This window comes from Paenibacillus sp. J22R232, assembly GCF_056269165.1.
On sequence record NZ_JBWDNK010000004.1, the window covers coordinates 282,247 to 295,247 of the forward strand.

Annotated in this window: 9 protein-coding genes; 4 read left to right on the forward strand and 5 right to left on the reverse strand. The window is 50.0% G+C overall.

Annotated features, from left to right (window positions below; all coding sequences use genetic code 11):
* Nucleotides 1–41 precede the first annotated feature (41 nt).
* Nucleotides 42–542: a Crp/Fnr family transcriptional regulator gene (locus AC0YN3_RS15060; RefSeq protein ID WP_475775841.1), complete on the forward strand. Its 501-nt coding sequence runs from the start codon at nucleotides 42–44 to the stop codon at nucleotides 540–542.
* 10 nt (nucleotides 543–552) lie between these two features.
* Here AC0YN3_RS15060 and hmpA read toward each other — a convergent pair whose 3' ends face one another.
* The gene (hmpA, locus tag AC0YN3_RS15065) at nucleotides 553–1,785 is read right to left on the reverse strand and encodes an NO-inducible flavohemoprotein (protein ID WP_475775842.1); all 1,233 of its coding nucleotides are present in this window, start codon (nucleotides 1,783–1,785) and stop codon (nucleotides 553–555) included.
* A gap of 769 nt (nucleotides 1,786–2,554) precedes the next feature.
* Here hmpA and AC0YN3_RS15070 point away from each other — a divergent pair.
* Nucleotides 2,555–4,300 carry an ABC transporter ATP-binding protein gene (locus AC0YN3_RS15070; protein WP_475775843.1) on the forward strand — a complete coding sequence of 582 codons (1,746 nt, stop codon included), beginning with the start codon at nucleotides 2,555–2,557 and terminating at the stop codon, nucleotides 4,298–4,300.
* Between the two features lie 22 nt (nucleotides 4,301–4,322).
* A complete protein-coding gene (locus tag AC0YN3_RS15075) occupies nucleotides 4,323–6,350 on the forward strand; it encodes an ABC transporter ATP-binding protein (RefSeq protein ID WP_475775844.1) in 2,028 nt (675 codons plus the stop codon).
* Between the two features lie 101 nt (nucleotides 6,351–6,451).
* Here AC0YN3_RS15075 and AC0YN3_RS15080 read toward each other — a convergent pair whose 3' ends face one another.
* Nucleotides 6,452–7,423 carry an amidohydrolase family protein gene (locus tag AC0YN3_RS15080; RefSeq protein ID WP_475775845.1) on the reverse strand — a complete coding sequence of 324 codons (972 nt, stop codon included), beginning with the start codon at nucleotides 7,421–7,423 and terminating at the stop codon, nucleotides 6,452–6,454.
* 19 nt (nucleotides 7,424–7,442) lie between these two features.
* Entirely contained in the window at nucleotides 7,443–8,651 is a 1,209-nt protein-coding gene (locus tag AC0YN3_RS15085; protein WP_475775846.1) for an amidohydrolase family protein, read from the reverse strand.
* A gap of 189 nt (nucleotides 8,652–8,840) precedes the next feature.
* Between AC0YN3_RS15085 and AC0YN3_RS15090 the strand changes: the two genes are divergently transcribed.
* Nucleotides 8,841–10,511 carry a PucR family transcriptional regulator gene (locus AC0YN3_RS15090; protein WP_475775847.1) on the forward strand — a complete coding sequence of 557 codons (1,671 nt, stop codon included), beginning with the start codon at nucleotides 8,841–8,843 and terminating at the stop codon, nucleotides 10,509–10,511.
* A gap of 22 nt (nucleotides 10,512–10,533) precedes the next feature.
* Here the strand turns inward: AC0YN3_RS15090 and AC0YN3_RS15095 are convergent, their stop codons facing one another.
* A complete protein-coding gene (locus AC0YN3_RS15095) occupies nucleotides 10,534–11,493 on the reverse strand; it encodes an amidohydrolase family protein (RefSeq protein WP_475775848.1) in 960 nt (319 codons plus the stop codon).
* Between the two features lie 19 nt (nucleotides 11,494–11,512).
* Nucleotides 11,513–12,994, reverse strand: coding sequence for an ABC transporter substrate-binding protein (locus tag AC0YN3_RS15100; protein ID WP_475775849.1), 1,482 nt, complete (start codon nucleotides 12,992–12,994; stop codon nucleotides 11,513–11,515).
* Between the last annotated feature and the right edge of the window lie 7 nt (nucleotides 12,995–13,001).

The window sequence follows — 13,001 nt, forward strand, 5'->3', positions numbered from 1 at the left end:
CAGTCGGCATTCGACTGGGCTCAGCAATAAGGAGGATCGGCATGTTATTGCACAAAGGACAAACGCTGTTCCATCAAGGCGAGACGGGCTCCCTGTATCATCTTCGCAGCGGTATGCTCAAGATTGTTCGCGTCCACGAGGACGGGAATCCTTTTCTCGTTAATTTGATCGTACCGGATGAAATCATCCCCCATCATTCGTTAATCAGCCCCATGCCCTATCACGGCACGGCAGTTGCGCTGGTTACCTGCGAGGTGGACCTTGTTCCTCAGCAGCAATGGTATGGCGAGCTTGAGAAAAGCCCGGAGAAGAGCCGTGAAATCGCTTTGCTGCTGCAGGGCAAGCTGCGCATGATGCAGCAGCGCATCGACCAGTTGACGCAGGTAGCTCCAGCGGACAAGCTGGCGAAGCTGCAGCAATGGTTCGCGTTATATATTGGCGCAGCGCCGATTACCGACGTACTGACGCAGGATGAGATCGGACAGCTAATCGGCCTTCGGCGCGAGACCGTAAACCGGCTGCTTCGCGCCCAAATGAAGTAAGCGGCGCGGATTAGCTGGAAGCGACAGGCTGAAGGCTTGCCGCAGGTCCGAAAAATTCGAAATGGATATCCGCTTGCGGGATGCCCCACTGCTGAAGCGCTTGGTTAATGGCTGCCATAAAAGGAGTAGGACCGCAGAAATAATAGCTGGCATTGGCACGCGGGATGACGGATTGCAGCCATGCCAAATCGATATAGCCCTCTTTATGGAAATGGCGGAGCTGCCGGTCTTCCTCTGTCGGTTGCGCATAGCAGTAGTGTACGGACAGCTGCGGATGCTGCTCCGCGAGGGCGTTCACCTGCTCTCTCATCGCATGCAGTCCGCCATGCTGCGCAGCATGGATGAAGGTTACTAGGCGCGAAGGATAGTGCTCGGTCAGCGTGTTTAGCATGCTGATCATAGGAGTCAGCCCAACGCCGCCGCTCAGAAGGACAACCGGACGCTCGTCAGCGGTATCCAAGACGAAATCTCCCGCAGGAGCCGATAGCATGAGCGTTGTTCCTTCCTGCGCGCATTGGTGCAAATACGTGGACACGGCTCCCTCGGCGCGTTCCTGATCGGCATCCTCGCGTTTGACCGAAATACGATAATAGCGCTTGCCGGAAGCATCCGACAGGCTATATTGCCGGATTTGCGTATACTCTGCCCCTTCTTTTTTTATTTTCACGCTCACATACTGTCCAGGCAAAAAGCTTGCGATGGCGCCGTTGTCCGCAGGTACCAAATAAAAGGAGGAGATGACCTCGCTTTCTTTCACGACGCGATCGATTCGGAATTCTCGGAATCCGTCCCAGCCGCCGGCCTGCGAACGCGTCTCCTCGTACATCTCCTTCTCTATGCTGATGAAAGCATCTGCGATTATGCCGTAAGCCTCAGCCCAAGCGGACATAATGTCTTCCGTAGCCGCATCTCCTAATACTTCTTTGATGGCCATTAATAGATATTTGCCGACAACGGGATAGTGCTCGGGCTTAACGCCTAGGCTCCGGTGCTTATGTCCAATTTGCTTCACGACCGGAATAATGGCAGCTAGATTGTCTATATGCAGGGCTGCAGCGTAAACGGCATTAGCCAAAGCGGTTTGTTGTTTGCCTTGCTTCTGATTGGCGTGGTTAAAAATGTTCAGCAGCTCCGGGTGGTTGGAGAACAACAGCTCATAGAAGCGTTTCGTAATCGTGACGCCGTGAATCTCAAGTACGGGTACGGTGGATTTAATGACTTGAATCGAATGTTGGCTTAGCATCAAAAACCCCTCCAATGTCTTACGGCTCTTCGGCGAGCGTGCCCATAGGCAAGCCTCGCTTCTCCGTTAGGAATAAGCCAAGTATAGCTGGGAGCAGGCAGCTGCCTTGTGATTGAAATCACAGTAAACGGAAACGATTTGTGACGGATGGCTTGCGCAACGAATCGGATCGAGCGAATGCGTTAATAAAGCTCAACCGGAGGGGCGTGGTCAAACTTGATTATAAAAAAAGAATACGGTTGCAAGGGGTTGACAGCCATTTCCGCGAATGGTAAAGTGACAATTAGATTTTATCGAGAGGAGGGTTACGTTACATGAATACAAACATTCACTTTCATTTAACTGCTGCAATGAATCATCGTTTGAACATGAATAACGTAATCCATCCGCGCGTCGTTTTTCTTTGATAAAGGGAATCCCCACCATCAAAGGCGCATGATTACGTCATCGTAATCATGCGCCTTTTCTATGCTTGCGGGTCAGGACTGCTGTGCAGCCCTGGCTCGAAGGAGGAAGAAGCGTGTCGTTACGGCGACATGCTTCTTTTTTTTGATATATAGGCATTTATATGTTTTCGCAAATAAATGCGCTTATATGTCTCAGCGAAACGACTGCTTTTGCCACAGAGTACGGCGACAGCCGTTTACGCTAGCCATTTAGGGGAAAATAGACGGCAAGGAATGTGTCGGACGCTAGGTTGAAGGATGCTGCTTGTGCAATTGAAGGGAAACGAAGCTTGGATGGATAGCGGAAGGTGTGGTAGATAAATATGTTCAGTGTACTCAAAAAATTAAGCTGGTTTTTCAAAATGAATTGGAAGCGGTATACCGTTGCCATTTCACTCCTTATTTTAACGGGATTTCTTGATGTCATCCCGCCTTGGCTAATCGGCTATACGATTGATGGCATCCATCAGGACCTGCTTGGGCAGGCTGACTTCAATCGTGTGCTGTACGGCTGGATCGGGCTGACGGTTGTGGGTTACATCATTACGTACATATGGCATTATAAGCTGTTTGGCGGAGCTTTTGTACTGGAGAAGCTGCTCAGGTCGCGGTTAATGGGCCATTTCCTGCGCATGACCCCTACTTTCTATGAACGTAACCGGACGGGCGATCTGATGGCGCGCTCGACGAATGATCTGGGAGCGGTGGCTACGACAGCGGGCTTCGGCATTCTGACGTTGATCGACTCGACGCTATTTATGATTACCATTCTTATCGTAATGGCAGGCCTAATAAGCGTGAAGCTAACGCTGGCCGCATTGCTGCCTTTGCCGTTAATGGCGCTTGCGATGAAGCATTACGGCAAAAAAATTCACGAACGGTTCATGGATGCGCAGGATGCCTTTGGCGAGCTGAATGACCAGGTGCTTGAATCGGTGTCTGGCGTACGCGTCATCCGTGCCTTTGTGCAGGAGGAAGCGAGCGAGGCGCGTTTTGGCGCCAAAACGAATGATGTGCTGAACAAAAATATTGCGGTTGCCCGCATTGACGCATTGTTCGAGCCCACGATGAAAATACTCGTTGGAACGAGCTATTTGATCGGGCTTTGCTATGGCGGGTATCTCGTCTTTCACAATGAAATTACGCTCGGAGAGCTGGTATCCTTTAACGTATTTCTAGGCATGCTGATCTGGCCGATGTTCGCTATCGGCGAGCTGATTAACATTATGCAGCGAGGCAACGCTTCGCTCGATCGCGTTAGTGAAACGCTCGGCTATAAACCGGATGTTGCCGATGCCAGCGCAACCGTGCAAGTTGGCGGTCCGTCCTCCTTGCAGTTCAGAGGGGTAACTTTCCGTTATCCGTCTTCTAACGTTGATAATTTGTCGAACGTATCCTTTGCGCTAAAGCAAGGCCAGACGCTCGGTATCGTAGGCCGGACAGGAAGCGGCAAGACGACGCTGCTCAAGCAGCTTCTACGTGAATACCCGCTGGGCCGGGGCGAAATCAGCATTTCGGGTGCAGCTCTCGGGAGCTTGAAAATCGAGGAGCTGCTCGGCTGGATCGGCTATGTGCCGCAGCAGCCGATCTTGTTCTCGAAATCGATCCGCGACAATATTTTCTACGGGCTGAAGGAAGGAACAGAGGCTGACCTTCAGCGGGCGCTTGAGCGTGCTTCGTTCGCGAAGGATATTAAATTCCTGCCTGACGGGCTTGCGACGATGGTTGGCGAGCGGGGCGTAGCACTGTCAGGCGGGCAGAAGCAGCGTGTCAGCATTGCGCGTGCGCTCATCGCCGATCCGGAGATTCTGCTTATGGACGATGCTTTGTCTGCCGTAGACGGCAAGACCGAGTCCGAGATTATAGAAGGCATCCGCACGGAAAGAGCAGGGAAGACGACGCTCATTACGACGCATCGTTTATCCGCCGTACAGCATGCCGATTGGATTATCGTGCTGGATGACGGACGGATCGTAGAGGAAGGCACGCATGAGCAGCTGCTCGCGGGCAACGGCTGGTATCGGGAGCAGTACGACCGCCAGCAGTTAGAGGCTATTATTGAAACGTAAAAATGAGGAGGCGTGAAGAGCAATGGGCAACACGGGAAAACGTTTGTTTCAATACGCCATGCTTTATAAAAAACCGATTATGCTTGCGCTGCTGCTGCTCATACTCGCAGTGTGCGCCGAGCTGGCAGGTCCCTTTATCGCCAAACGAATGATTGACCAAAACATTCTCGGCATAGAGAAGAAATGGCATGAGGTCGAGGGCAAGCAAGACTTTGCCGTTCTTTATAAAGACAAATGGTATAAGCGGGAGGACCACTACGCGGCTGATGCTTCCGGGCAGAAGGGCAAAGAGGTCCGGGTGCTGCAGGTAGGAAGAAGCTTCTACTTTCTTGACGGCGCGCTAGCATCCGATGATGGCAAACGGGTCGTCGAAGGAAGCGCGCTCACCGTCACGGACAAGGATACGGCAGAGAGTGTCTCTTACAAGGTAACGAAGCTTGCGAAGGATGAGCTGTACGCGTTCTATCAGCCGGAATTTCCTTCATTATTGAAGCTGGCAGCCATGTATTTTGGCTTTTTGCTGCTGGTTGCGGTCTTTACTTACGGACAGCGGCTAATGCTGCAGACGTCAGCGAATCGCATCGTTCGCAAGATGCGAACCGATATATTCGCGCATACGCAGCGGCTGCCGGTTAATTATTATGACAATCTGTCTGCGGGCCAGGTCGTATCCCGCGTAACGAACGATACGGAAGCGATCCGCGAGCTTTATGTCGCAGTGCTGGCCAACTTTTTTACGGGCATTATTTATATGGCAGCTATTTACGGAGCGTTATTTCTGCTCGATGTTCGCTTGGCGCTTGTGGCGCTGCCGCTCGTGCCGATTCTTATCGTCTGGATTATCGTATACCGTAAATTCGCGGCTCGCTATAACCGAATTATTCGCGCGAAGCTGAGCGAAATTAACGGTATGATCAATGAATCCATCCAAGGGATGACCATTATCCAAGCGTTCCGCCGCCAGAAGGAAACGACGAAGGAATTCGAGGACATGAATGAGCATTATTATAAGTATCAAAACAAGCTGCTCAGCTTAAATTCCATTACATCGCATAATCTCGTTAATGTCGTGCGGAACATTTTGTTCATTGTCGTCATTTGGATGTTCTGGGGCGATTCACTGCGAGGCGCCGTTTCGGTAGGCGTGCTATATGCGTTCGTCGATTACATGAACCGTATGTTTGCGCCGATTGTCGGTATCGTCAATCAGCTGTCGAATCTCGAGACGGCACGCGTCTCGGCGGAGCGGGTATTTAAGCTGATGGACGAAGAAGGAATCGACGTAGCTACAGGAAAAATGGATCGCTATAAAGGCGACGTCAAGTTCGAAGATGTTTCATTTGCATACAAGCAGGACGAATACGTGCTGAAGCATATCTCCTTCCATGCGCGCCAAGGTCAGACCGTTGCGCTGGTCGGCCATACCGGTTCGGGAAAAAGCTCGATTCTCAATCTGCTGTTCCGTTTCTATGATTCGAAAGAAGGCAAGATCATCGTGGACGGCAACGATGTCCGCGACATGCCTAAGCAGCTGCTTCGCCAGCATATGGGAATCGTGCTTCAGGATCCTTTCTTGTTCACGGGAACGATCGCTTCCAACATCAGCTTAGATAATCCGGCTATCAGCCGCGAGAAGATCGAGCAGTCGCTTCGCGACGTAGGTGCGTACGATATGTTCAGCCAGCTGCAGGGAGGTATCGATGCTCCGGTGATCGAGAAGGGCAGCACGCTGTCGGCCGGGCAGCGCCAGCTCGTATCATTCGCCAGAGCACTGGCTTATGACCCTGCAATCCTCATTCTTGACGAGGCGACGGCGAGTATCGATACGGAGACGGAAGCGATTATTCAAGAGGCGCTCGATGTGCTCAAAAAGGGCCGCACAACCTTCGTGATCGCGCATCGCCTCTCCACGATACGCAATGCCGATCAGATTCTCGTGCTTGATCGCGGGGTAATCGTAGAACGCGGCAATCATGATGAGCTGATGGAGCAGCGCGGCAAGTATTTCGCCATGTACCAGCTGCAGCTGGGCGGGGCATTGCCGGCATAAGAATGGATATATAAAGGCACAAGCTCCTCAAGATTTTTCGAGGAACTTGTGCCTTTTTCGGTAAGACGCTATTTCTATCCAGCTAGGGCTTCGCCATCCTGCTAAATTTCGGAAATGACTTCTCTAAGTCTCGGGAACAGCCGAAGCGCATTGCCGTATGCTGCCGCCTTGACGTTCTCTTCGCCCAATTCGCCTAAATCGGTAAACAAAGCATCAACTTGATGGTTGACGACGTTTTTCGATGGAAAAGGAATGTCGGTGCCGAATAAGATTTGAGAAGAGGGAACCATTTTATGGAGAGCCCCCAGATTGACCGCCGTATCGTAATACAAACTGTCCAGCTTAGCCATTTCCGCCTTCACTTCCTCTTGCGAAGCTTCAATGCCTAGGAAGTTGTTGACGTCCTCTGCCAATGCTGTAATCGCAATTCTCCACTTCAGATAAGGAACCATGCCGCCTGTATGCGGGATAATAAATTTAATGCTCGGAAACCGGTCGAAAATACGATGAACCGCCATCGTCGTTACGTTTCTTGTCGTATCGAACGTGCCTTCGAGGAGCGCCGGAGACAGTCCGGCCGGTCGTTCCTTGATCAATATGGGATGAATAAGGACGACTGCGCTCCTCTTATTCAGCTCGGACAGCAATTCCTCATAGATCGGATCGCTCAAGTACTTGCCGCCGGTGCTCGATTGGAAGGCGACGCCATCCAGCTTTAACGTATCGAGCGCATATACAGCTTCTTGAACCGCATCGTGACCATTAAACATGGGCAGCGTTCCGAATGCGCCGAATTTGGTTTTATAGGTCTGGATGAGCCATGCAAAATATTCATTCGTCTCACGCACAAGGGCGGCTGATTCATGCGGCGGAACAAATTCAGGAGCTGCGGGCGCAGATAGCACCCCCATTGTAATTCCGGCAAGCTCCAAATTTTCAATATGAAGCTCCGGTGACCATCGTGACATTTGAGGAGGGCCCGACAAATTCAATTCTTTCATTTTCTTGGCGACCGGAGGCGACATGATATGGGTATGCGTATCGATGAGTGGGTACGATTTAGAGTTGGACATGTTATTCATTCTCCTCTTCCTATTGGAATTTATCTTTTTGGGCCATCAGTTCTCCACCGACAAGATGGCCGCCTGCAAATACCGCTTCCCGCTTCGGAGCCGAAGCGACGGCATGCATGGCGTTCTTGGCGTTAACGAGCATGAAATCGGCTCGGTCGCCCGCTTTCGGAGCGAGCGAGCCGGTAGAGATGAGCGGGTAGACCTTCAGCAATTCTTCATCTGTTCTCCATTTGAATTTTTCTGCTAGGCGCGAGCCCCTAGCCAGCAGATCTCCGTTACCGAAGGGACTCCACGAATCCAAAATATTGTCGCAGCCGATGCCGACTTTGACTCCAGCGCTTAAGAGCTGGCCGATGCGCGGCATCTGGTGGTCAATGGGTACGCTTGTATGAATGCCGACTTCCGCCTCCTTCAATGTATAAGCCAATTGCAGCGATTCCGCCTCCGACACTTCGCCGAGGCAATAAGCGTGACTGACAACGGTCCTCCCCTCTTTTCCGGCTTGCTTCGTCAATTCGGCAAACCGTTCTATCGTATATAATCCAAGCTGTCCGGGATCGTGAAGATGCAGGTCAACACCGCTGTTAAACTCCGAACTAAGCTCGAACATCGCCTCAAGGCTGCGGTCCACTTGCCGATCAAGTCCTGCCGGATCGACGCCGCCTACAAGTTCGGCGCCGGCTCTCAGCGCGTCTTTCATCAGTCGTATGGATTCGGAACGAAGTAGCCCCTGCTGTGGGAAAGCGACGACTTCAATCTTCATTCGTCCGCGATATTTCTCTCGGACTTCCAAAACGCTTTCCAAATGCGAAAGTCCGATTTCAGGATCAACGTCCACATGCGTGCGTATCGATGTCGTGCCTTGATTCAACAACAATTCGATTAGGCGTATCGCTTTTTCTCCTGCCGTTGTTGGCGTTTGTGATAAAAGCTTCTTTTCGAACGCCAGTTGCCCGACCAGCGTATGGAACGGCTGCAGAGACATCCAAGGTTCTCCCAAGAAATGCTTATCCAAATGAAGGTGATGGTCCTTCATGGCTGGCAAGTAAAGCAGCCCCCCGGCATCCAGCGTTTTAATATCATCGCTGCGAGAGTGGCTTCCGCTTGGCGATATGCTGGCAATGACGCCTTTGGCAAGATTAAGCGTTAAATCACATAGTTGGCCGCCTATCTTTACTCGCGTAAGTCTCGATTGTGCTGACGTTTTGGAGCTTGGCAATGTACCCATGTTATCTCTCCTTCTGCATGTAACGAATGGATGTCACTTTCGCTTTCCTAAAATGTATCGAGCCAGCTCATGTCACGTAACTGTTATATAAGTGTGAATACTCGACAATTTTATGGATGAATGGTACAAAAATCGAATTTTAATGTTATATTATATAACATATATCTATCATAAAAGGAGCTGGCACCTATGCTGTTGGATACTCTCTTGACCCATGATATATTTGCGAATTACAACGTCATAGCCGGAAACAAAGGATTGTCCCGCAAGGTTGAATCGGTCAATATTATGGACGCGCCGGATATTTTGAATTTTTTAAAGCCTGGAGAGCTGCTTTTGACCAATGGATATTTCATAAAGGAGAGACCGGATTTGTTTATCGAATTGATTGAAACGATGAACCGGATGGGCTGCCCCGGATTAGCCGTCAAGACGAAGCGATTTGCGCTATCCATTCCCGCATTTGTCATCAAGGAAGCTGATCGACTCCAGTTTCCGCTAATCGAAATATCGGAAGTACGGCATTCCTTGGGAGAAGTGCTTCAGCAATCGACCAGTCTCATATTGGATAACAAAAATTACGAGCTGCAATATTCGCTTTCGATCCATAAGCAGTTTTCCGATATGATTATGAACGGAGGCGGCGTTACGCAAATTATCGAATCGTTGGAGCGATTGCTGGCGGCCCCCGTTGCGTTCATCAGCCATAAATCGTTAATTTACTCCCATCACTTTGAATCGAATCTTGCTCATTTCAAAGAACCGCTTTTATCCTTCGTGCAAACTCTGCCTGCAATGACCTCTACGTTATCGCTCTGTCTGATTAGACCAGAGCATTCAGACTACCGGCATGTCGATCTTTACCCTACTTTTACGTTTAGGCATGAAGGCTATATCGCGCTGCTGCAGCAAACGCCGATTCATTCCAACTTGTATACGCTCGCCCTCGAGCAGGCTTCAAACGTCATCGGAATGGAAATTTTCAGAGAGCAAGCGGTCAAGGAGCGTTCCCGAAGATACAAAAACGAATTTTTCTCCGATTTGATCGACGGAATTATTACATCCGAGCAGGATGCTGTCAGCCGCGGTCGAAAATACGGATTAAAGCCGCAATCGCCTTTCCTCCTCGTCGCCATTAAAAAAGACAACCAAACCTTTCTCAACAACGCAGTACCGTTTGACGAAAAACAAATTTCCGAACGAGACGTCTATTACGACTTGATCAAGCGCCGATTTTCCAAATTGGACCAATATGCCACGTTATTTACGAGAAACGATTTGTTTGGCCTACTGCTTTCCTTGGAAGAATTGGAATGGGAAATGGACCATATCGCTGCTAAAATAAAAGACATTACGGACGAGCTTTACGATAAAGATAAATTGAGCGTGTCGCTAGGAATCGGAAACCCGGTGAAAAACCTGTTGGATATCGGATTATCCTTTGACGAAGCCGTTAAAGCGCTTCAAACCGGCTATCAAATGAACAAAACAGGATTTATACAATTTTACAAATCTAATGACATCAGCTATCTTCTAAGACTACTGCCGTATGAAGAGATGGAGATTTTTTACGAGGAAACGTTTCATAGCTTTGCTTCATTGTCGGACGGCGAAAGGAAGGAGCTACTTCGCACGCTCAAGACGTTTCTCGATAATCAATGCCAGCTTCTCGAGACGGCCAAGCAGCTCTTTGTTCACCGTAACACTGTAATTTATAGACTTGATAAATGCGAAAAGCTGACAAAAGTTAATGTGAAGGAAATGTCCGTAAGCTTGCGCTTCCGTGTCGCCTTTGCGATAGAGCCATTTCTCAAAGAAAAAAGGAATTCCGGCCATCGCAAACAGCGACGTATCTTCTAGCGGCAAAGCTCAAGATTTCGATTCATCCTATGATTTGATTGAATAGTAGCTTGCCGATGCGAGGGAAAAGCCGGAAGGCGTTTTCGTAAGCGATTGCTCTCGCATTGTCTTCACCCAGCTTGGAGGCTTCGGCAAATACCGATTCCCGCTGCATGCGCAGTATGCTGTCGGACGGCCACGGAATGTCCGCGCCGAACAATATTCGATCCGGCTCGATGAGCTTCTGCAGCGTCCCTAAGTTTAAAGTCGAATCGTAGTATAAATGATTCAGCTTGGCGATTTCCTCCTCGAATTGTTCTGTCGTTGCCTCGAATTGAAAGGAATGTTGTCCAAGCACCGCTAGAGCAATTCGCCATTTGATAAAGGGCACCATGCCACCCGTATGCGGAAGTATGAATCTGATAGCGGGATACCGTTCAAAAATCCGGTGCACGGCCATGGTCGTTACGGCCCGCGTCGTATCGAACGTTCCTTCGAGCAAAGCGGGACTTAATCCCGCGATTTGCTCTTTAATGAGAATCGGATGAAGGAATACTACCGCGCTGCGCCGGTTCAGCTCCGACAATAGTTCTTCGTAATCGGGGTGGCTTAAATATTTGCCTTGGTAGCTCGTTAACAAGGCTACGCCATCGAGCTTTAACATATCCAGCGCATATGAGGCTTCGTCCAAAGCGGCCGCTGCATCGGGCATCGGGAGGGTTGCGAACGCGCCGTAGCGCAGAGGATGCAGCTGTACGTATGAGGCAAGCTCTTCATTCATTTGCCTTGCGAGCGTATTTGCCGATGGCTGATCGATGAACGTCAGATCGGACGGGGCCGACAAGATCGAGTAAGTAATTCCGGCCAAATCCATCTTTTCAAACCCTCGTTCAGGACTCCACTGCGGCATAAAGCTTGGAATTTCAATGCCTAGCTCTCTTTGCTTCGCTTGCATGGCTTTCGAAATAATATGATGATGCACATCGATTACGGGATACTTCATTGTTCATTCCGCCTTTCCGTTATTTCGTTTTCAGCCATTCATCCAGCTGTTTTTGTTTCTCGGTGATGATTCGTTCGATACCGGCATCCTTCAGTTTTTTCGCGTATTCGGCAAGCAAAGCCGGTTCTGAGGTTCCGGTCTGCAATCCGCCTTCATACTGGTTCATCACATTCGTTACCGATGCCACTTGCGATTTCACGGAGTTGATATCAAAGCTGAATCCCATTGCTCTCGATTTGACCGCTCCATCGTTCAACGCCTTTAGATTGGTCCAGATATTTGGGTCATTCCCCTCCCATACGTAGGACAGGAAGTTGTTGCCGACCGCGTATTGGTTCGAATCGTAGCCCGTGCTTGTCACTCCTTCCGGCTTGGCAATTAGGCCGTCATCCTTCTTCACGTAATGCTTGCCTTCAACGCCGTTAGTAAACAAATTAATGACCGCTTCGTCCGTGTACAGCAGCTCCATTAATTGAATCGCCTTTTCCGGGTTTTCGCTGTTTCTCGCAAGCGACATCATATTGGAGGAAACGCTGTTTCGCGTCATATAAGACGATTCCAGCGGTACGCATACGAGATCGACTCCTGCCGCTACGGACTCGCTGTAACAATCGTTAATGTTGCGAATGAACGAAAACGCTTTGCCCGACTTTATTTGGCTTGATCCCGTTTCTTGAGTCGTAGCGACGTCTTTGTTGAAATAACCGGCTCCATACCACTCACGCATAAGTTTAGTCATTTTGGCGAATTCGGCTGTTTCGGCCATATTTTGAATCGTATAGTCCGTACCGTCAAAATTCAGAACGCCCGACGTATTGCCTAGCGGATCGAAGGGCAGCATCGCGTTCCCTGGCGTTTCCATTGTCGTATAGCTGACGATAGGAGCCACTCCCTGCTCCTTTTCTTTAATTACCTGCAGCACAGGCCCGGCGTCGCTCCATGTTTTCAATTCTCCCGTATTGATTCCGTGCTTCTCGACAAGCTCTTTACTCATGACTAGGCTTGGCGTAAGGGCCCACGCTTTGACGCTTGGCACGCCGAACGTTTTGCCCTTCATTTTCCCTGCGTCGGCCGCTTCATTAGGAATGGCGCTCAATATGCCTTTGCCGAATTCAGTCAAATATGTATCCATCGGCAACAGCTGTCCCCTGCTGATTTGTGATTCGAAGCCAAACCAAATGCTTGTATACGCTAGGTCCAGCTTCTCGCTTCCCGACAGCATCAAATTAATTTGATTGGCGTAATTGGAGCCGTTTATCGGAATTAGCTTGACGGTGACGCCGATTTTTTCGGTCGTAATTTTGCTGATCGCGTCCTGCACCGAGTGCACGTCGGACACGTCTCCGAACGCCGGATAAGCCATGGCGACTTCATAATCGGCAGAGTCAGCATTTCCGCTACCGGCTGGTTGATCCTCATTACCCTCGTTTCCGCAAGCTCCAAGCACAACTGCCATCGCAAGCAGTAAAACTCCTAGTAATCCCTTACGTGTTTTCAGCATTTCGAAT